Source organism: Azospirillum sp. FG154, from assembly GCF_057809575.1.
Map to the genome: position 1 here is coordinate 1 of NZ_JBMDKF010000043.1, position 20,456 is coordinate 20,456.

At 66.8% G+C, this 20,456-nt stretch carries 20 protein-coding genes; 7 read left to right on the forward strand and 13 right to left on the reverse strand.

The window, feature by feature from the left end; translation table 11 throughout:
• Positions 1-153: 153 nt before the first annotated feature.
• From ACODS4_RS27125 to hisG, 10 genes are all read right to left on the reverse strand, one after another.
• A complete protein-coding gene (locus ACODS4_RS27125; protein WP_488868825.1) occupies positions 154-351 on the reverse strand; it encodes a DNA gyrase inhibitor YacG in 198 nt (65 codons plus the stop codon).
• Complete coding sequence (locus tag ACODS4_RS27130) at positions 348-1,565, reverse strand: ribonuclease E/G (protein WP_488868827.1); 1,218 nt, start codon at positions 1,563-1,565, stop codon at positions 348-350. Before ACODS4_RS27130 ends, ACODS4_RS27125 begins: the two co-directional genes overlap by 4 nt.
• Positions 1,566-1,587: 22 nt before the next feature.
• A complete protein-coding gene (locus ACODS4_RS27135) occupies positions 1,588-2,184 on the reverse strand; it encodes a Maf family protein (RefSeq protein ID WP_488868858.1) in 597 nt (198 codons plus the stop codon).
• 35 nt (positions 2,185-2,219) lie between these two features.
• Positions 2,220-2,438 (reverse strand): translation initiation factor IF-1, encoded by a 219-nt coding sequence (gene infA / locus ACODS4_RS27140; protein ID WP_119832649.1) that lies wholly within the window; start codon positions 2,436-2,438, stop codon positions 2,220-2,222.
• Positions 2,439-2,549: 111 nt separating this feature from the next.
• Positions 2,550-3,590 carry a lysozyme family protein gene (locus ACODS4_RS27145; protein WP_488868830.1) on the reverse strand — a complete coding sequence of 347 codons (1,041 nt, stop codon included), beginning with the start codon at positions 3,588-3,590 and terminating at the stop codon, positions 2,550-2,552.
• Positions 3,591-3,662: 72 nt separating this feature from the next.
• Positions 3,663-6,023 (reverse strand): hybrid sensor histidine kinase/response regulator, encoded by a 2,361-nt coding sequence (locus ACODS4_RS27150; protein WP_488868832.1) that lies wholly within the window; start codon positions 6,021-6,023, stop codon positions 3,663-3,665.
• Between the two features lie 129 nt (positions 6,024-6,152).
• Positions 6,153-6,620, reverse strand: a complete 468-nt coding sequence (locus tag ACODS4_RS27155; protein ID WP_488868834.1) for an arsenate-mycothiol transferase ArsC — start codon at positions 6,618-6,620, stop codon at positions 6,153-6,155.
• Positions 6,621-6,642: 22 nt separating this feature from the next.
• Positions 6,643-7,125 (reverse strand): UPF0262 family protein, encoded by a 483-nt coding sequence (locus ACODS4_RS27160; RefSeq protein ID WP_119832653.1) that lies wholly within the window; start codon positions 7,123-7,125, stop codon positions 6,643-6,645.
• Positions 7,122-8,441, reverse strand: coding sequence for a histidinol dehydrogenase (gene hisD, locus ACODS4_RS27165; protein WP_488868836.1), 1,320 nt, complete (start codon positions 8,439-8,441; stop codon positions 7,122-7,124). Before hisD ends, ACODS4_RS27160 begins: the two co-directional genes overlap by 4 nt.
• Entirely contained in the window at positions 8,425-9,132 is a 708-nt protein-coding gene (hisG, locus tag ACODS4_RS27170) for an ATP phosphoribosyltransferase (RefSeq protein ID WP_488868838.1), read from the reverse strand. Before hisG ends, hisD begins: the two co-directional genes overlap by 17 nt.
• A gap of 501 nt (positions 9,133-9,633) precedes the next feature.
• On the opposite strand from hisG, the gene ACODS4_RS27175 reads away from it, so the two are divergent.
• From ACODS4_RS27175 to ACODS4_RS27195, 5 genes are read left to right on the forward strand one after another with little or no spacing between them, the layout of a single operon-like run.
• Positions 9,634-9,834 carry a hypothetical protein gene (locus tag ACODS4_RS27175; protein ID WP_488868840.1) on the forward strand — a complete coding sequence of 67 codons (201 nt, stop codon included), beginning with the start codon at positions 9,634-9,636 and terminating at the stop codon, positions 9,832-9,834.
• Positions 9,835-9,882: 48 nt separating this feature from the next.
• The gene (locus ACODS4_RS27180; RefSeq protein ID WP_488868842.1) at positions 9,883-10,026 is read left to right on the forward strand and encodes a MetQ/NlpA family ABC transporter substrate-binding protein; all 144 of its coding nucleotides are present in this window, start codon (positions 9,883-9,885) and stop codon (positions 10,024-10,026) included.
• Positions 10,027-10,070: 44 nt separating this feature from the next.
• Positions 10,071-11,123: a methionine ABC transporter ATP-binding protein gene (locus tag ACODS4_RS27185; protein WP_488868860.1), complete on the forward strand. Its 1,053-nt coding sequence runs from the start codon at positions 10,071-10,073 to the stop codon at positions 11,121-11,123.
• Positions 11,101-11,769: a methionine ABC transporter permease gene (locus ACODS4_RS27190; RefSeq protein WP_488868844.1), complete on the forward strand. Its 669-nt coding sequence runs from the start codon at positions 11,101-11,103 to the stop codon at positions 11,767-11,769. The genes ACODS4_RS27185 and ACODS4_RS27190 overlap by 23 nt, the downstream gene beginning before the upstream one ends.
• A gap of 12 nt (positions 11,770-11,781) precedes the next feature.
• Entirely contained in the window at positions 11,782-12,588 is an 807-nt protein-coding gene (locus tag ACODS4_RS27195; protein WP_488868846.1) for a MetQ/NlpA family ABC transporter substrate-binding protein, read from the forward strand.
• 1 nt (position 12,589) lies between these two features.
• Here ACODS4_RS27195 and ACODS4_RS27200 read toward each other — a convergent pair whose 3' ends face one another.
• Both ACODS4_RS27200 and ACODS4_RS27205 read right to left on the reverse strand, forming a co-directional pair.
• On the reverse strand, positions 12,590-16,372 hold the full coding sequence (locus ACODS4_RS27200) for a tetratricopeptide repeat protein (RefSeq protein WP_488868848.1): 3,783 nt from the start codon (positions 16,370-16,372) through the stop codon (positions 12,590-12,592).
• A gap of 55 nt (positions 16,373-16,427) precedes the next feature.
• Positions 16,428-16,907, reverse strand: a complete 480-nt coding sequence (locus ACODS4_RS27205) for an Lrp/AsnC family transcriptional regulator (RefSeq protein ID WP_488868850.1) — start codon at positions 16,905-16,907, stop codon at positions 16,428-16,430.
• Positions 16,908-17,073: 166 nt separating this feature from the next.
• Between ACODS4_RS27205 and hppD the strand changes: the two genes are divergently transcribed.
• Positions 17,074-18,147 (forward strand): 4-hydroxyphenylpyruvate dioxygenase, encoded by a 1,074-nt coding sequence (gene hppD, locus ACODS4_RS27210; RefSeq protein ID WP_488868852.1) that lies wholly within the window; start codon positions 17,074-17,076, stop codon positions 18,145-18,147.
• A 188-nt stretch (positions 18,148-18,335) separates the two neighbouring features.
• Here hppD and tenA read toward each other — a convergent pair whose 3' ends face one another.
• Positions 18,336-19,031 carry a thiaminase II gene (gene tenA / locus ACODS4_RS27215; RefSeq protein WP_488868854.1) on the reverse strand — a complete coding sequence of 232 codons (696 nt, stop codon included), beginning with the start codon at positions 19,029-19,031 and terminating at the stop codon, positions 18,336-18,338.
• Positions 19,032-19,269: 238 nt separating this feature from the next.
• Here tenA and ACODS4_RS27220 point away from each other — a divergent pair, with 238 nt between their 5' ends.
• A complete protein-coding gene (locus ACODS4_RS27220; protein WP_488868856.1) occupies positions 19,270-20,364 on the forward strand; it encodes an ABC transporter substrate-binding protein in 1,095 nt (364 codons plus the stop codon).
• Positions 20,365-20,456 lie beyond the last annotated feature (92 nt).

The following is a 20,456-nucleotide window of genomic DNA, read 5'->3' on the forward strand; positions in this document are numbered from 1 at the left end:
ACACGGGGATTTTCAGTCCCCTGCTCTACCAACTGAGCTACCTGGGCATCCGGCGGCGCGTGACAATTTTTGTTTGCCGTCGCGCGTCGAGGGCCGCTTTGTAGGAAAATTCAGGGGAGCTGTCCAGAGAAAAAACACCGCTTCCCGCTTTTTTCAGGCGTCTTCGGAGTCGTTGTTTTTTCCGGTTTCATCAAGGGTTTCCGATGTCTCCACGCGGTAGACGCCGCCCAGCCAGCGGCTCAAATCGACATCGGCGCAGCGCTTGGAGCAAAAGGGGCGGATCGTCGGTTCGGCGGCGCGGCCACAAATGGGGCAGGGCGGCAGGGCGGCGGGCGTGAGGGATGCGGTCACGAAGAAACTCCGGTGGGGGCGGGCGTCGTGGACGGGGGCGATGGCGACAGCAGGGCGGCCAGCGGGGTTCCCCGGCGGGCGCGGGTCAACTCGACCAAGCCAAGCTTGGACATGCCATAGACTTGGGTTTGAATCGGGTCGCCGTCCACCGCATCCGTCAAAGCGGCCAGCACGCGTTCGGCGTCGCTGCGGGCGCGCATGTTGACGAAATCCACCACGATGATGCCGCCGATGTTGCGCAGGCGCAAATGGCGGGCGATCTCTGCGGCGGCGTCAAGGTTGACGTCCAGCGGGTTGCCGCGCTCCCCGGCGTTGACGTCGATGACGGTCAGCGCCTCGGTCCGTTCGATCACCAGCGAGCCGCCGCGCGGCAGGGCGACGCGGGTGTCGAGCAGGTCGGCGATGGCGCCGTCAAGGTCGCGCAGGTCGAACAACCGGGTTGGCGGCGCGTGCCGGGCGATCAGCGGCGACAGATCGGGCGCGCGGTCCAGGCACCAGCCGGTCACGCGGCGGGCCAGCGCCTCGCCGTCGATCACGATGGCGTCGAGCGCGGCGGCGCCCTGGTCGATCAGGGCGCGCGCCGGGGCGTCAGGGCCGGGGCGGAGCAGGCGCGGCGGGCCACCCTTGGCGGCGTCGGCCTGGACGCCGCGCCACAGCAGGATCAGCGCCTCGGCGTCCAGCGTCAGGGCCGCGTCGGCGGCTCCGGCGGCTCCGGCGCGGACGATCCAACCGGAGCCGGAGACCAGGGCTTGCACCCGTTGCGACAGGGCGGCGCGCGCGGGGCCGGTTCCCAGCCGCTTGGACACCGCGACGTCGCGGCCAAACGGGGCGTGAATGAGGAAACGACCGGGCAGCGTGACGTCCATCGTCAGGGAGGGCCCCTTGGCGCCATGGGCGTCGGCCTTGACCTGGACGATGATGGATTGACCGGCGCGCAGCAGCGCGCCGATGCGCTCGGGCTTTTGTTTGGGGCGGGTTCCGTCGGGGTTGCGGGCGTCGGCGGCGATCAGCAAGCCGGACAGCCCGGCGCCAAGATCGACGAAGGCGCCCTCCATGCCCGTGACGATGCGTTCGACCCGACCAAGGAAGACATGGCCCAGCAGGGACGGGCGGTCGGCGTGGTCGATGTGGAGATCGGTCAAGCGCCCATCGGCCAGAACCGCCGCCCGCGTCAGCGGACCGTCCTGGTCGATGAGAAGCTCAATCCGGCTCACGCCGAAACCCCCTCAACGAGGGTCATGGAATGGGAAAGCCATGGCCGTGCAACAATCCGGCGACCTCGTGCAGAGGCAGGCCGACGACGTTGCTGTAGGAACCGCCGATCCAACGGATCAGGGCGGCGGCCCGGCCCTGGATGGCGTAACCGCCCGCCTTGCCTTGCCATTCCCCCGCCGCGATGTAGGCGTCGGTTTCGGACTTGGACAGGCATTTGAACGTCACGTCGGTGCGGACCAGACGTTCGGAACGGCGATGGCCGCCCTCGGCGGTGGGAACCAGCAGGACGACGCCGCCATAGACGCGGTGTCGCCGACCGGACAGCAGGTCAAGGCACTGGCGCGCCTCGTCCTCCCGTTCCGCTTTGGGCAGAATGCGACGCCCGCAGGCCACGACGGTGTCGGCGGCGAGAATCCACGAATCGGGATGACGCGCGGCGACGCAGGCGGCTTTCTCACCGGCCAGACGCAAGGCGTGCTGGGGCGGCAATTCGCGGGGCAGGGGCGTTTCGTCAAGATCGGCTGGGTCCACCGCATCGGGCGACACGCCAATCTGGCGCAACAAATCAAGCCGACGCGGCGAGGCCGAAGCCAGGACGAGTCGGCGCGCCATGGACATGCTCATCACGGGGGACTGCGGCGTCGGCTGCGCGGTTATTTGAACCGGAAGGTGATCCGGCCCTTGGACAGGTCGTACGGCGTCATTTCCACATTGACGCGGTCGCCCGCCAGAACCCGGATCCGGTTCTTGCGCATTTTGCCGGAGGTGTGTGCGAGAACCTCGTGATCGTTGTCGAGCTTAACCCGGAACATCGCGTTCGGAAGCAGTTCGACGACGCTCCCAGAAAACTCGATCAGATCTTCCTTAGCCATATGACCTTTTGTCCGTGCGTAATGTTTCGTGGCAATAACTGACGCCCCCAAGCCGCTGGGTCAAGGGGGATTCCCACAATGGGCGCGTTCCGTCGCAGCTTTGATCGCGGGTCAGCCCTGCGCGGTCGCCGAATCATCCCCCTCCGGCGGGCCAACAAGCCGGACGTTCTGGAAGGGGCTGAGCGGCGATTGGTTGCCGCCGTCCAGCTTTTGCACGGGTTCCGCCGCTTTCGAGATGGCCGCGAACATCTCGCGCTGGTCGATTTCCATGCGCCGGGTCAGCCGGGCCACGGTTTCCGACGCGCTCAACGCCCGGCCTGTGCTGCGGTCGTGAAACAGGTTGTGATTGGCCTTGGCGGCGGCGGGCAGCAGATCGGACGCCACGGCGGTGGGATTCGATTCGGCGGTTCTGATGAGTTTGGACGCCCCGCCGACGCCCATCACATAGGCGATCCGGCTTTCGCTTTCGCTGACTGGACGGCCCAGCCGTTTCTCCAGTTGCGCCCGGCCTTCCGACAGATAGCGGGCGGCCATTCCGGCGGACAGATCGACGTCGTGGCGGAGATCGAGGATTTTCTTGCGGGTTTCAGGATCGGCGACCGAAGCGACGCCGTTGCGGACCTGGATGTGGCTGGCCAATTCGCCTTGACCATAGGCGGCGCCATGGCGGCGGAACAGGTCGAGCCATGTGCGCTCCAGGAATTGGAACGGACCGGCGGCGCTGCTGGTGCTGTTCTTGGCGGCGCTGTCCAGGCCGCTTTCCTGGGTGGCTTGGGCCAGAATGGCGGTGAAGCTGTGACCGGACAGGCCAGCGACCTGTTGGGAGGCCAACAGCACGCGGTTGGCGGTCGGCGTGCCGGAGGTGGCGAGCGCCGTGGCCGCGTTCGTGCTTTTGCTGGCGAGCGGCAGGGACGGCTTGCGCGTGGGCAGGGGAACCAGCGTGCCGTCGGCCAGTTCCATTGGCGCTTCAGGCTTGCTGGTCGGCATGGGCGGCGGTTTCTGCCCGTTGGCGAGGCGACCGCGCGGCAATGGCTGCGACTGCGCCATCACGTCAAGGAAGGACGCTCCGTCGCCATTGGCCGACAGGCCAGACGTCGATTGATCGGGTTTCCGCTCCGGCACGGGAACGAGAGGGGGCTGAGAAACCTTCATGAAGCACCAGTGGCCAACAGCGCGCAGCCCACCCGTCGGTGGGCATGGATGACGCAGTATAGCACCGACTCGTTACGTGTGCGCCACCAACTGCGTTGCGGCGGGATTCGTGGAATCGGGTGGGGTTTTCGTCCGCCGGGCTGCGTCGCTTTGCGCGGCCCAATGGGCGATGGCGTCGAGAAGTTTATTTTTCTCCAATGGTTTGGCCAGATGGGCGTTCATCCCCGCCTGCGCGCAGCGCTCCACCTCCACGGTCAGAACGCCAGCGGACAGCGCCAGAATGGGAACGTGGGCGACCGGGCCGGGCAGAGCGCGGATCTGGCGCGTGGCTTCCAACCCGTCCATCACCGGCATTTGCACGTCCATCAACACGATGTCGTAGTGGTTTTCCTGCACCGCCGCGACCGCCGCCGCGCCGTCACGCACCGAATCGACCTGATGACCGGCCTTGGTCAGCATGGCGATGGCGAGGTCGCGGTTCATCTCCAGATCTTCGGCCAAAAGAATGCGGCGGCTGACCCGATTCGGGTCGGTTGGCGACGCGCTGTTGTTTGCCGTCTGAATCACGGCGTCGCCCGCTGGCGGAAGCGGCAGAGCGAACCAAAAGCTGCTGCCCACGCCGGGTTGGCTTTCCATGCCAATCTCGCCGCCCATCAACTCGACCAGACGGAGGCAGATGGCAAGCCCCAGCCCAGTGCCGCCGCGCCCGCGTTCCAACTGGTTGAAGCGTTGAAACAAATCTTGCTTGCGGTCTTCCGGCACGCCGATGCCGGAGTCGGTCACGATGAAGGTGCAGCGCCGTTCGCCCCGACCGTTGTCCACGGCCTTGACCGTCAGCCGCACGGTCCCACGGTCGGTGAATTTCACCGCGTTTCCCAGCAAATTCAACAGAATCTGGCGCACCCGATCAGGGTCGCCCATGACGAAGCCGCGCGCGGTCGAGGCGATGCTGGTTTGCAGCTCCAGCCCTTTGTGTTCAGCGGTCAGTCGGACGATGGCGACGCAGCGGTCGGCCAGATCGTCGAGCCGAAACGGCACGCTGACCAGATCGAGCCGACCAGCCTCAAGCTTTGACAGGTCGAGCACATCGTTGATGACGGTCAGCAGCGACCGCCCGGCGTCGCGGACCTGCGAGGCGAAACGGCGTTGTTCGGTGGTCAGCGGGGTTTCCAGCAGCATTTCTGCGAATCCGATCACGCCGTTCATCGGCGTGCGGATCTCGTGGCTCATGGTCGCCAAGAACTCTTCCTTGGCGCGGCTGCCCGCCCGCGCCTCTTCCATCGCGTCGCGCAATTCCTGCTCGCGCTGCTTCAGGCGCTGGGACATGTCGTTGAAGGCATGAGAGACGACGCGGAACTCGTCGGGCGCGCGTTCGGCTTCGATCAGGGCGCCGCCGCCGCCCGCGCCGATGCGGGTGGCCGCGCTGCCCAATTCCCAAACCCAGCGCAGAACGGACGCCCGCAGCAGGGCCCACAGGGCGGCGACGCTGACGATGGCGGCCAAACCCAGCAGGATCACCCCCTGGAACAAATCGCGCCGAGCTTCGGCCTTGATCGGTTCGGTGGGGATGCCGACGGCGAAGATCGTGTTGGTTTCGATGGAGTGTTGGAACCCCCACAACCGGCCCCGCCCATCGGCGCTGGGGGTGTCGAAGGATCCATGCCGCTCCGTCAACATACGGTGAACGTGGGGCAAGTCGCTGACGTTGCGGCCCAACCAGCCTTCCGGGTCGGGCTGGCGAGCGACGATGACGCCCTTGCCGTCCAGCACCATCACCCGCGCGTCGGGCTGCTTGATGACCTTGACCAGATCGGTCAACCAGGTGAGATCGACGGCGACCCCCATCATGCGCTTGACCGCGCCATTCTCCAGAATTGGCCGGGCCACGATGATGAGGGGTTTGAGCGAGCGTTTGCCGATGATGAAATCGCTGACCACCACGTCCTTGGTGTCGAGCGCCCGTTGGAAATACTCGCGCTCGCGCAGGCTGATGCCGGCGCCGGGGCCGGTGGTGTCGCAGATGAGAAGGCCGTTGGCGTCGGTCAACCAGACGCCGGTGGTCCAACGGTGCTGGCGCGGCATTGGGGCGAGCGTGGCGACGCAGGCGTCGGTGTCCTCGAAGGTGGCGTCGCGGATGGCCGGAACCATCGACAGCACGCCCAGCAGGTTGCGCGCCTCGCCGATCAGGTCGCGCTGCCGTTCCACCCCGTCGTCGGTCAGATGCAAAGCCAATTCGCTGGCGGTGGCGAGCCGCTTGTCAAGTTGTTGATTGAAAACGTACAAGGCCCCAAGAAACGGCAACGCCAGCGAGGCCAGAACCACCCCCATCAGGCGAACGCGCAGGCTGCGCGGACCGATGGCGCGGAACAGGCGGGTCAACAGGCTGGCGGGCATCGTCAGCGGCGCTCCGTCGGGAGAAAACTGATCGGTCATCGCGCGAGTCTAAAACGGCGTCGCGCAAGCCACCATGACACAGCTCAATATCATCTTGCCCGATACTTTGGAACCGCCGCCGTTGTGGACGCGAAGCCCCCCGTCAAAGCGGGTGATTCTGTGGCCGTGTCACACGCTGGGGCCGCGCGACAGGGGAAAACGCTGCTTGAGCTTTGTCAGCAGGTTGTCGCGCACCTGTCGATAGGCTTCCAGCATGGCGTCGCGCGACCCATCGACCAGGGTGGGGTCGAAGGTGTTCCAGAATTCGACGTCGCACGCCATGGTGCGGGTCATTTCAATGGCGCGGTGCTGGGCCTCCGGCGACAGCGAGACGATCAGGTCGAAATTGGTGTCTTCCAGATCCTCGAAGGTGCGGCAGCGGTGTTTGGACAGGTCGATGCCCATCTCCTCCATCACCGCGACGGCGAAGGGATCAACCTCGTCCCCCTCCCGCACGCCGACCGAATCGACATAAACGCGGGCGCCGTGGAAATGGCGCATCATCGCCGCCGCCATCGGCGAACGGATCATGTTGTAGGTGCAGGCGAACAGAACGCTCGTGACCGGAAGGGTCGGGAATGCCGGGGTCACAGCCATGACCATGCGCCACCCGTTTCCGTCAGCCGCGTATGTGAAGAACGCAGATCAGCGTGAACAGCCGACGCGCGGTCTGGAGATCCATCTCGACCTTGCCGGTCAGCCGTTCGCGCAGCATTTCGGATCCCTCATTGTGCAGGCCGCGTCGGCCCATGTCGATGGCCTCGATCTGCGACGGCGTCGAGCGTTTGATCGCCGCGTAGTAGCTTTCGCAGATCAGGAAGTAATCCTTCACGATGGACCGGAAGCCGGTCACAGGCAGCGCCAGCTTGTCCAGCTCGCTGTTGTCCTCGCGCCGGATGTCGAAGACCAGGCGGTTGTCTTCGATGGACAGATGCAGGTGATAGGGGCCGGATTCGGCGTGGTCGCAGGGGCAGAACTCGTTCTCTTCCAGCAAATCGAAGATGGCGACGGCGCGTTCATGCTCCACCTCCGGTTTGCGGCGGACGACGGTCTTTTCATCCAGCGTCACATGGGAAATGCGGCGGTTGGTCCGTGCGCTCACGCGGTCCCTCCCTTGGCTAAGTCGGCGGGCAGGCGCAGGGCGACGGACAGGGCGTGGGCGTCCAACCCCTCCGCCCGCGCCAGGGTGACGGCGGCGGGGCCGATGGCGCGCAGGCTGTCGGCGTCGCAGCCGACGAAGGTCGTCCGCTTCATGAAGTCCAGCACGTTGAGGCCCGACGAGAAACGCGCGCTGCGCGCCGTCGGCAGAACGTGGTTGGGACCGGCGACGTAATCGCCGATGGCTTCGGGCGTGTGGCGGCCAAGGAAAATGGCCCCGGCGTTGCGGATCCGGGCGGCCAGCGCGTCGGGATCCTCGACCGCCAGCTCCAGATGCTCCGGCGCGAGACGGTCCACCAGGGCGGGGGCGTCGGCCAGCAGGTCGCCGACCAGGATGATGGCCCCATGCTCCCGCCAGCTTTCCCCGGCGATGGCGGCGCGCGGCAGGCTTTCCAGATGCGCGTCCACGGCGGCGGCCACCGCGTCGGCGAAATCGGCGTCGTCGGTGATGAGGATCGACTGGGCCGAGACGTCATGCTCGGCCTGCGACAGCAGGTCCATGGCGATCCAGGCCGGGTTGTTCCGACCGTCGGCCACCACCAGGATTTCCGACGGCCCGGCGATGCTGTCGATGCCGACCAGACCATAGACCTGCCGCTTGGCGGCGGCGACGAAGGCGTTGCCGGGGCCGACGATCTTGTCGACCGGGCGGATCGTCGCCGTGCCATGGGCCAGCGCGGCGACGGCCTGCGCCCCGCCGACGCGGTACAGCTCGGTGACGCCGCAGCGCTTGGCGGCGGCCAGCACCAGCGGGTTGATGATCCCGTCGGGCGTCGGCACCACCATGACGACGCGCTCCACCCCCGCCACCTTGGCGGGCAGGGCGTTCATCAGGACCGACGAGGGGTAGGAAGCGGTGCCGCCCGGCACATAGAGGCCGACGGCCCCGACCGGAGTCCAGCGCGCGCCCAGCCGCACGCCCTGGGCGTCGCGGTAATCAACCACCTCGGGCACTTGCCGCCGGTGGAAGTCCTCGATCCGCGCGGCGGCGAGGTCGAGCGCGTCGAGCGTGGCCGGGTCGCATTTGGCCGTCGCCGCGTCGATCTCCTCCTGGCTGAAGCGCAGGGTGTCGGCGGTCAGCGTCTGGCGGTCCCAACGGGCGGTGAAGTCGATCAGGGCGGCGTCGCCGCGCGTCCTGACCTCCTCGATCACCCCGGCGACCAGCGTCTGGACGTCTTCGCTCGCCTCGCGCTTGGCGTGGAGCAGCCCCTCGAAACCGACGGCGAAGTCGGCGTCGCGGACATCAAGCCTGATGGGCATTGACGGCCTCCCGGAAGGTGTCGATCCACTGGGAAACGTCCGGCCGCGTCTTGAAGGCGGCGCGGTTGACGATCAGGCGCGAGGACACGTTGGCGATGTGCTCCACCTGCTCCAGCCCGTTGGCCTTCAGGGTCGAGCCGGTGGAGACCAGATCGACGATCAGGCGGCACAGGCCCAGCGTCGGCGCCAGCTCCATCGCGCCGTTCAGCTTGACGCATTCGGCCTGGACGCCGCGCGCGGCGAAATGGCGCTTGGTCACTTCCGGGTATTTGGTGGCGACGCGCACATGGCTCCACCGCGTCGGATCGTCGCTGGCGATCATGTCCGCCGGTTCGGCGACCGCCAGATGGCATTTGCCGATTCCCAGATCGAGCGGGGAGTAAATCTCCGGGTAATCGAACTCCATCAGCACGTCGTTGCCCGCCACGCCCAGATGGGCGGCGCCGAAAGCGACGAAGGTCGCCACGTCGAAGGACCGGACGCGGATGATGCTGAGATTGGGGATGTTGGTCGCGAAATGGAGCAGGCGGCTCTTGTCGTCGTCAAAGGCCGGTTCGGGGATGATTCCGGCGTGCGACAGCAGCGGGCGCAGTTCCTTCAGGATTCGCCCCTTGGGCAAAGCCAGGACCAAGCGGTCTGTGACCGATGCGTCGTTGGCCGGAGTCCTCAGGGCGCTGGTATCGGCGGACAAAACTCTCTCCCTCGGATGAACCGCCGGGGCGCGGGGAGCGCCTCGGGTGAACCGCAGACGCGATAGATAGCACATTCCGCGCGCGCGTCACCTGCTGGTGTGGCGGGGTGGGGCATGAGTAAATTAAACTAATGATTTATGTGTAAATGATTATTTCACATTTTTATGCAAAAATCCTGTTGACGTAAACTCAACTCAACGAGTAGATAAAACCCATCGGGCCGCCCAAGGGGGGCGACCCGCGCGGCAATTTGAATTCAGCAGCTTGCGCCGCGTCACCAAACGCTAAAGCGCCACGATGCCGGTCGTGGACCTCTGACCTGGAGAGACCGGATATGACCCAAATGACGACCCGCCGACGGCCCAACCCCCGGCTTTGCGCCTGCGCCCGAATGTGTCGCCGCTGATCCCAGCGCCCATTCGTCGCCCAGCCCTTACGCCATCATCGCCCACGCCGCTGACCCGAAACGCCGGTCGCCGTGGGTTTGGGGAGCCATCGCCATGACCGCCGCCAACGCCTACGCCATCGAAGTTCAGGGTCATTCCGCCGGAATCGTCGTCGCCGACCGGGGCGGCTACACCTTTTTCGTCTCCGATTGGGCCTTCCGCGACCTGGATCGTCGGGTCTTCCGCAATGTCGGACAGGCCGAACGCGCCGCCCATCAACATTACAGCCGTTTGGCCAACAACCGCCGCCGTTGATCGGCCCGACCCATCAACCCGCATGACAATCAACCTGGGATGTTGGCCGTGACGCGCGTTTGGGTGTGGGCGGTGCGCAAGGACCGCATGGAAGACCCGACGATCAAACGCTTTATTGCGCTGTATCGTTCGCCCGAAGTGCGGCAGTTTGTCGAAACGCGCTTCAACGGCTCCATCATTCCGACATGGTGAAAGGGGCTGGGGGAGGCGTGACCTCCCCCTTTGCCGACCAAAAGATGATAACGCTCACAAACCTTCAGAAGATTTTCCCCTCCCGTGGGGCGGGCGCGCCGGTCACGGCGCTGGCCGACATCGACCTGACCATCGAACGGGGCGAGATTTTCGGCGTCATCGGGCGTTCCGGGGCCGGAAAATCCACGCTGTTGCGCACGATCAACCTGCTGGAAAGCCCCAGCTCCGGCAGCGTGCGGGTGGACGACGTCGAAATGACGGCGCTGTCGCCGAAGGAACTGCGCGAGGCGCGTCATTCCATCGGCATGATCTTCCAGCATTTCAACCTGCTGTCCTCGCGCACCGTGTTCGACAATGTGGCGTTGCCGCTGGAGTTGGCTGGGGTGGCCAAGCCGGTGATTCGCCAGACGGTGGAGCCGCTGCTCGATCTGGTCGGCCTGTCCGACAAGCGCGACCGCTACCCGTCGGAGCTGTCGGGCGGGCAGAAGCAGCGCGTCGGCATCGCCCGCGCGCTGGCCAGCAAGCCCAAGGTTCTGCTGTCGGACGAGGCGACCTCCGCCCTTGACCCGGAAACCACCACGCAGATCCTGCATCTGCTGGCCGACATCAACCGGCGGCTGGGCCTGACCATCGTCCTCATCACCCATGAGATCAGCGTCATCAAGGAGATCTGCCACAAGGTCGCCGTGATGGAGGCCGGGCGGGTGATCGAACAGGGGCCGGTTTTCGATATTTTCGCCCACCCGACCCACCCGACCACCCGCAGCTTCGTCGATCCGGTCATCAACCGGGGCATTCCCGACGGTCTGCGCGCGCGGCTGTCGCCGACGCCGCAGCCGGGGGCCAACCCGGTGCTGCGCATCACCTTCACCGGCGAAAAGGCGACCAGCCCGGTCATCAGCGCCATCAGCCGCCAATTGCACCTGGATCTGAACATCTGGCACGGCCAGATCGACGAGATCCAGGGCGCGCCCTTCGGCACGCTGGTCGTCGAAGCGCTGGGCGATGAGACCGCCGTCGAGGCGGCTGTCAGCCTGCTGAACGTCAATCATCTGGGTGTCGAGGTTCTGGGCTATGCTCTCCCCGCAAATCATTGATCTGCTCATCAAGGCGCTGATCGACACGCTGCACATGGTCGCGGTGTCGGGCGCCATCGGCACGCTGATCGGCCTGCCCATCGGCGTCGCGCTGGCCGTGACCGGGCGGGGCGAGCTGTTGCAGAATTTGATCTTCAACCGGGTCGTCGGGGCGGTGGTCAACATGACCCGCTCCACCCCCTTCATCATTCTGGTGGTGGCGATCATTCCCTTCACCCGGTTGATCGCCGGAACCTCCATCGGCACCAGCGCCGCCATCGTGCCGCTGACCGTCGCGGCGGCCCCCTTCATCGCCCGCATCGTCGAGAACGCGATTCGGGAGGTGGATCGCGGCTTGATCGAAGCGGCCCAGGCGATGGGGGCCACGCCCTTCCAGATCGTCACCAAGGTCCTGCTGCCCGAAGCCATGCCCGCCATCGCCATGGGTCTGACCCTGTCGGCGGTCAGCCTGATCGGTTATTCGGCGATGGTCGGCGCGGTCGGCGGCGGCGGTCTGGGCGATCTGGGCATCCGTTACGGCTATCAGCGCTTCTTGCCCGAGGTGATGCTGGCGGTGGTCGTGGTGCTGATCGTGCTGGTGCAAATCGTGCAATCGACGGGCGATTGGATCGCCCGCCGCGTCAACAAACGACATCTGAAAGTCTGAGGAGAGTTCGTGATGCTGCGTATCCGTTCGCTGACGGCCCTGCTGGCCGGCGCCGCCACCGTCGCCATCGCTTTTGCCGCCCCGATGAACGCGGCGCTGGCGGAAAGCCTGAAGATCGGCGTCACCCCCGGCCCGCACGCCCAAATCCTGGAAGTCGTCAAGCCGCTCGCCGCCAAGGAAGGGTTGGACCTTCAGGTGCTGGAATTCTCCGACTATGTGATTCCCAACCAAGCGCTGTCGCAGGGCGATCTGGACGCCAACTCGTTCCAGCATCAGCCCTATCTCGACAATCAGGTTCGGGATCGCGGGTATGAGATCGTCAGCGTCGCCAAGACGGTGGTCTTCCCCATCGGCATCTATTCCAAGAAGATCAAGAGCCTGGACGATCTGGCCGTCGGCGACAAGGTCGCCATTCCCAACGACCCGACCAACGGCGGGCGCGTCCTGCTGCTGTTGCAGGCCAAGGGCCTCATCAAGCTGAAGGACGGCGGCACGCTGAAGGCCTCCCCCATCGACATCGTCGAGAATCCCAAGAAGCTCCAGATCGTCGAGCTGGACGCCGCGCAACTGCCGCGCTCGCTGGACGACGTGACGGCGGCGGCGATCAACACCAACTACGCCATCGAAGCGGGCATGGATCCGGTCAAGGACGCCATCGCGCGCGAGGCGGCGGAAAGCCCCTACGCCAACATCATCGCCGTCCGCAAGGCCGACAAGGACAAGCCGTGGGTGGCCAAGCTGGTCAAGGTCTATCAGAGCGCCGAGGTGAAGGAGTTCATCCTCACCAAGTTCAAGAACGCCGTCGTTCCGGCCTGGTGATTCAGAACCGGATGATCTGAGCCAAGGCGCGCCCGACGGCGCCCAGCGCGTCGTCGAGCGTGCCGCCTTGCGGCGGCGTGAACAGCCGCATCGCGGGATAGAAGGGGCGGCAGCCGGTTCCCAGCGCCGTCCATTCCCCGGCGGGACCAACCCGCCACACCGGCGCGCCCAGCGCGCCCGCCATTTCCGCCACCGACGTTCCGGCGGAAATCACCAGATCCAGCGCCGAGGTCAAGGCCGCCGCGCCGTCCAGATCGTTCAGCAGGTCGATGTCCGGGCGCAGGATGCGGATGCCGAAACGGGATTCGGCGTCGGCCAATTCGGCCTCGCACTCGTCATATTGCAGATTCACAAAACGCAGGCCCGGCAGGGTCAGGATCGGCCCCCAACGGTCGAGCGTGGTGTAATTCGCCGCCCGCGCCGCGTTCACGAAACGGCTGCGCCAGCACAGGCCGATGACGGGAGTCCCCCTCTCCCCCCCGGGGAGAGGGTTGGGGTGAGGGGGAGGCGACGCGGGAAACGCGCAAGAATCCAACGTGTTGTTCTGTGCGATTGGGGGCGGGTGGCCGGGGACGCCACGCTCCGCAACCCCCTCACCCTGACCCTCTCCCCGGGGGGGAGAGGGGAAAAACACGCCGCGCCAGCGCGCCACCGCCGTCGGGTCAGCGACCAGCCACCCGGCGCGGGGTGGAAAATCGCTCAAACGAGGACGCAGACGCAGCGGCAGCGATCCCGCCGCCACCTGAAAATCCGCGTCCAGCGGATCCTCCGTCGCCGGGCGGACCAGCGCGGCAGGGAAAGATCGGGCGAACAGCGGGACCAGCCTCGCGTCGGCCTCGATCACCACCCGCCCGGCCCGCGCGATCAGATCGGCGTAGCAGGCGCTGTGCATCAGTTCATCCCCCACCCCCTGCTCCCGCCACACCAGGATGGAGCGCCCGGACAGATCGCCGCCGTCCCAGGCCGGAATGCGAAAGCGGCGGTCGGGCAGGGCTTGGCCGGACGCGAAGCGCGCCTCCAACCCCGCCCAACCGGTCGCCAGATCGCCGCGCGCCAAGGCCGCGTAACCCTGATTGAACGCGGCGAGCGTCAGCGACGGATCGGTCTGCACCGCCAGCCGATAGGCGGCGTCGGCCTCGCTTGGCCGTCCGGCGGCGTGCAGGGCGTTGCCCTGGTTGTAGCGCCAATCCGCCCGGCCCGGCGCGAGGGTCAAGGCCCGGCCCCAGCCCTTCAACGCGCCGTCCAAACGCCCCTGGCGCTGGCGCAGATCGGCCAGCCCGGCCCAGCCGGTCGGCGATCCGGGGTCGAGCAGCAGAATCCGCCACCAGACCAGCGCGGCCTTGCCGTCGTCGCCCGCCTGTTCCAGGGCAAGAGCCAAATTGCCAAGCGTCCGCCCATCGTCGGGGCGCCGTCGCAGCGCCGCGCGCAGGGCGGCGGTCGCCGCGTCCGCCCGCCCCAACCCCAGCAGGGCGACGCCCTGGTTGCTGAGGGCTTCGGGGTAATCGGGGCGCAGGACCAGCGCCCGGCGGGCGGCGGTCTCCGCGATGGCGGGCGGTTCCGCCGCCGCGCGCCCGTTCCAGGCTTCGGCCAAGGCGGGATCAAGGGCCAACGCCCGCCGCAAGGCTTCGGCGCCGTCCTGCCCCGCCGCGTGGAGCGCCAAGCCCAGATTGGCGTGCAGCCCGGCATGGTCGGGGGCGTGGCGCAGGGCGTCCCGCGTCGCTTGCGCCGCGCCGTCGGCGTCGCCACGCGTCAAGCGCAGCGCGCCCAGGCTGCCCAGCGCCTCCACATCGTCGGGCGCGCGCGCGGCGGCGGCCCGCCAATCCCGTTCGGCCTTGTCCAAGGCGCCCAGCGCTTGGAAGGCCAGCGCCCGGCGTTTGTGGCGTTGGGCCGTGGGTTGGGCGGCGATGGCGCGGGTCAACAGGGTTTCGGCGATGTCGGGCCGTCCGGCCTGTTGACCCAGCCAGCCATAGCCCTCCAACGCCTCCGCGTTTTCAGAATCCAACTCCAGGACGCGCTGGTAGAGTTTTTCGGCGTCCGGCCATTGGCCGCCGTCGTGATGGCGGCGGGCCGTCGCCAGCAAGTCGGTCAGAAGGGCGGGGCGGGGATCCGGGGGGGCCGACAGCCGCCGCAACGCGTCGGCGATCCGGGCCAGCACGTCCGGCAGGCTTTCGCCGGGCCGCGCGCTCCACAGCCGTTGGCTGGGAAACCAGGGGCGCGCCGCCGTGCCCAAGGCCGTCCAGTCGCCCGCCCCGCCAAAGCGCCAGACCGGCACGCCCAACGCCCCGGCCATCTCGCCGACGGAGCTTGCCACCGTCACCACCAAATCCAGGTTGGCGGTCAGCGCCGCCGCCGTTTCCAGATCGTTTTTCAGATCGGCGTCGGGCCAACGGCGCAGGCGAACGCCGAACCGCGCCTCGGCCTGCGCGATTTCCGCCTCCCGCCCGTCATACTGCAACGAGATGAGGGAGAGTCCCGGCAGCGCGAACAGCGGCGCCCAATCGGCCAACGCGGTGTAGGAGCGTTTGCGCTCCCCAATCACCCGCTGGCTGCCCCAGCAGAGTCCGACGCGCAAACCCGGCCCCAACGCCGCCAAGCGTTCGGCCCAAAGCGCGACCCGCGCCGGATCGGGACGCAGCCAACCCGCTTGCGGCGGAAAATCGGCCAGCCTGCGCCGCAACAGCGCGGGCAAGCTCCCCATGGCGATGTGGGCGTCGGCGTCTGTCGGGTTGGCGGTCGGCGCGCGCACGGCGGCGGCGGGCAGGGAGCGGGCGAGCAACGGAACCAACCGGGCGTCGCATTCGACCACCAGCCCGCCGACCCGCGCCGCCAGATCGGGCAGCAGCCCGCCGAACATCAACTCGTCGCCCAAGCCCTGCTCGCGCCACACCAGAATCCGCCGCCCCGCCGGGTCGCCGCCCTCCCATCGGGGAATCGCGAAATCCCGCCCGCCCTGCACCCGGCGGGAGGCGAAGCGCGCCTCGTACAACTCTTGCCCTTCGGCCAGATCGCCAAACGCCAAGCGCCGCAGCGCCAAATTCCAGCGGGCGAGCGGAAAGGCCGGATCGACGCGCAAGGCCGCGCGGTACAGGCGTTCGGCCTCGTCCGGTCGCCCCTGCGCCTCGCGCAGCAGGGCGAGGTTGACCAGAATTTCGGCGTCCTCGGGGGCCAACCGCAGCGCCTCGCGATGGGCGTCGTCGGCCTCCTCCAGCCTTCCGCCCTCCTTCAGCACGACGCCCAGGTTGGTGTGGGCGAGCGGGTTGGCGGGATCGAGCCGCAAGGCGCGGCGCAGCGCCGCTTCGGCCCCGGCCAGATCGTCGGCGGCGTGCAGGGCGGTGCCGAGGTTGATCCAGGCCTCCGCATAGGCCCCGTTCAGATCCAGGGCGCGGCGGTAATGGGCGATGGCGTCGTCCAGCCGCCCGCGCTCTTGCAGGGCGCTGCCCAGGCTGTTGTGCGCCTCCGGGTAGGTCTCGCGCCGGGCCAGCGCCCGGCGGTAGGCGGCTTCGGCCTCCTCCAGCCGTCCCAGCGCGTGCAGGGCCAAACCATGGTTGGCGTGGTGTTCGGCGACGTCGTCGCGCAACGCCACCGCTTGCCCAATCAGCCGCGCCGCCTCCTCATGATGGCCGCATTGGTGGGCCAGAACGCCCAGCAGATGCAGCGCGTCGGGCTGTTCGGCGTCGGCGGCCAGAATGGCGCGGTAGCCCTGTTCCGCCCCAACCAGATCGCCCGCGCGGTGACGGGCCAGCGCGGACGCCAACAGGGCGGCAGGGGGGGAGGGAGTGGTCATGGTCGCAGGCGGGGTCCGGTCGGTGGCGAGGCCCTGGATAGCACGCTTCGCCCCCTCACCGCGCGGTCGGGCGCAGCGGCAGGGCGGTTTCGTATTTGATTTCCTTCAGGGCGAAGTTGGAGCGGATGCGGACCTGGAAGGGCAGGTGGAAGACGAACTCCTCCAGAAAGCGGTTGTAGTCGGCGATTTCGCCGACGGCGACGCGCAGCAGATAATCGGCGTCGCCCGACACCGCGTAGCATTCCAACACCTCGGCCCGCTTGCGCACCGCCTCGATGAAGATGGCGGCGGTTTCGGCGGAATGGCGTTCCAGCGTGACGTGGGCGAACACGCACTCGCCGACCGACGCGGCTTTTGGATCGACGAGGGCGGTGTAGCGGCGGATGACGCCGGTGTCCTCCAACGAGCGCAGACGACGCCAGCAGGACGACGCCGACAGGGCCACGCGGTCGGCCAGCTCCTGCACCGTCAGGCGGGAATCCTCCTGCAAGGCGTTGAGGATTTTGACGTCGATCTCCGAAAGGGTGGAGGTCATCGGATGAATTTTCCGTATCTGGCGGATGGATCGGAAAATTCTACCAAAGATCCCGGATTCCGGCGAGTGGATTGACAGCTCTTTTCACCAACAATCCGGCATGCTGAGGACATGACGCGCCGCGCTGACGCGGCGGCCCAGCAACCGACATTCCGGAGACGCGACCATGGCCGATTTGTGGGAAAACCCGATGCAGACCGACGGGTTCGAGTTCATTGAATTCACCGCGCCGGACACCCAGGCGTTGGGCCGCCTGTTTGAACAGATGGGCTTCACCGCCATCGCCCGCCATCGGTCGAAGAACGTCATCCTGTACCGCCAGGGCGACGTGAATTTCATCATCAACGCCGAACAGACCGGCTTTCCCCGCAACTTCGCCGCGCTGCACGGCCCCAGCATCTGCGCCATCGCCTTTCGCGTCGGCGACGCGGCGGCGGCCTACCGCCGGGCGGTCGATCTGGGCGCGTGGGGCATCGAGACGCGCGCCGGGGCGATGGAGTTGAACATCCCGGCGATCAAGGGCATCGGCGATTCGTTGATCTATCTGGTGGACCGCTACGGCGCGTGCGGCGACATCTACGAGGTTGATTTCGTGCCGTTCCCCGGCGTCGATCAACGCCCGGTCGGGGCCGGTCTGACCTACATCGACCATCTCACCCACAACGTCCACACCGGACGGATGGAGGAGTGGGGCGACTTCTACACCCGCCTGTTCGGCTTCCGCGAGGTCCGTTACTTCGACATCGAAGGCAAGCTGACCGGCTTGCGGTCAAAGGCGATGACCAGCCCTTGCGGCAAGATCCGCATTCCGATCAACGAATCCTCCGACAACAAATCGCAGATCGTCGAGTATCTGCGCGACTACAACGGCGAAGGCATCCAGCATGTCGCGCTGGGAACCGAGGACATCATCCACACGGTGGAGTTTCTGCGCGGCTTCGGCACGCCGTTCCAGGACACGTTGGACGCCTATTACGATCAAGTGGACGCGCGGGTTCCCGGCCATGGCCAGGATCTGGAGCGGCTGCGCCAGAACCGCATCCTGATCGACGGCGCGCCGACGCAAGGCCAGGGCCTGCTGTTGCAGATCTTCACCCAGACCGTCATCGGCCCGATTTTCTTCGAGTTCATCCAGCGCAAGGGCAACGAGGGCTTTGGCGAGGGCAACTTCAAGGCCCTGTTTGAATCCATCGAACTCGACCAGATCCGCCGGGGCGTTCTGAAGCACGCGGCGGCCTGATTCTGTCCGCAGGATCCCGCTTGTTCAGAGACGGTTTTCCCCCTCCCTAACCCTCCCCCGCTTCGCGGGAGAGGGAACTCCGCCGCACGCCGACAAGGGTTCAGGCTCCCTCTCCCGCAACGCGGGGGAGGGTCGGGGAGGGGGCAAGGCGTCGCCAGAGCTTTGCAAGCCTGGGTTCTGTCCGTTTCTCAATCCGCCAGCGTCAGGCCCATGTCCCAGAAGTCGGCCTCCAGGCGGCTTGCTTGCTGGAAGATGGTCAGCAGGCGGGGGTAGCGCGACGCGGTCAGGCTGTCGGCGGCGAGCCGGTCCAGATTTTGCCGCGCGGCGGTCGCCACCGCCTGATAGGCGTCGCTGGAATATTCCGCGATCCACGCCCGGTAGGGGTTGCCCGCCGCCTGCGCGTCCGCGTGGGCGGCGAGCGTTTTTCCGATTTCGGCGTAGCCGATGACGCAGGGGGCCAGCGCGACGTGCAGGTCGAGCAGGTCGCCGCGCAGCCCGGTTTCCAGCACATAACGGGTGTAGGCCATGGTCGCCTTGGCCTCCGGCGCGCGCTCCAGCTCTTCCGGCGCGACGTCCCAACCGGCGCACAGCCCGACATGGAGATCCATCTCCACGTCCAGAATCGCCTTCAACCCGGTCAGCGCCGCCCGCATCTCGGCCAGATTGCGGCCCTTGTAGATGGCCAGGGCGTAGGCGCGGGCGAAATGGGTCAGGAACAGGTAATCCTGCACCAGATAATGGCGAAACGCCGCTTCGGGCAGGCTGCCGTCGCCCATGCCGCGCACAAAAGGATGATCGACGTAGCGCGCCCACTCCGCCGCCCCGTCGCGCGCCAAACGGTCGAACAGATCCGGGCTGTGGTCGGCGTGGGGGCTGGTCGGCATCGGTCGCGGTCCTTGGCGGCGGTCATTCTTGCGGACCACACTGTACCCAGCCGTCGCGCTCTGTCAGCCGATTAGTTTGACAGCCATCAAAGCAAGTTTCCGTGAATCCCTATTCTTCCCGAGCGCCTCGCCGGTTAGTGAGGATCGACGCCGTTCCAAGCCACGCGCCAAAGCGCAAGCATCGTACAAAAATGGCCGTCGAACGGGCGTCATGGGAGCATTCACGGGGAGTTTCACGATGGAAAAGAACAACAAGCTTGGCGGTTTGCGGGTCAGCCGCCGCAGCGTTCTGGCCGGCGGCGCGGCGGTCGCCGGGTTGATGGCGGCGCCCAACGTGTTGCGCGCGGCGGAAACGCTGAAGGTCGGCGTCTATGGCGGCTATTTCAAGGACAGCTTCGACAAGCACATCTTCCCGGACTTCACCAAGGCGACCGGCATCGCCGTGGAATCGGTGGCCGAGCCGACCGGCGACGCCTGGCTCGTCCAGTTGGAGCAGGCCGCCCGCGCCAACCAGGCCCCCGCCGACGTGTCGATGATCGCCCAGGTCGGCATGCTGAAGGGGATCAACGCCAAGCTGTGGACGGCGTTGGATCTCGCCAAGCTGCCCAACGCGGCGGCGGTGCTGCCGCATCTGGTCAACAAATATCCTGACGGCAAGGTGGCGGGCGTTGGCGCGGTGTCGTGGTACATCACGCTGGTCTCCAACACCAAGGCGATCCCCGAGGCCCCGACCTCGTGGGCGGCGCTGTGGGACGAGAAGCGCAAGGACCAGCTTGGCCTGATGGCGCTGGTGTCGAACTCCTTCCTGCTGGAAGTGACGGCGGCGACCTTCTTCGGCGGAACCAAGCATCTGGACACCGAAGCCGGGCAGCTCGACTGCTTCAAAAAGCTGAGCGAACTGCGCAAGAACGTGAAGCTGTGGTACCGCGACGAGGCGCAGTTCGAGGCCGCGCTGAAGGCGGGCGAGGTGCCGATGGGCGAATATTACCACGACGTCACCGGGCTGGCGGTGGCCGACGGCCATCCGGTGCGCTCGACTTTCCCGAAAGAGGGCGGAATCACCGATTCCGGCAGTTGGGCGGTCAGCCGGGCGTCGAAGAAGTCCGAACAGGCGCATGTCTTCATCAACTACATGTGCCAGCCGTCGATTCAGGCGCTGCTGTCGCGCAAGGTCGGCACCGCGCCCACCATCGACCGCAAGAAAACCGATCTGACCGACGCCGAGTTCGCCGGGGTGTCCAGCGACATCGCGCCGATCATCCCGCGCTATGATTTGTATCTGAGCAAGGCCGACTGGCTGAACCAGAAATGGACGGAATTGATCGTCGGGTAACGGGGAAGCCGCGCCTTCTCCCCCTCTCCCCCCCCCGGGGCTACGGCATTCACACATCTTCGGTTTAGGCAACTCATTGGAAGAAAAAGAAC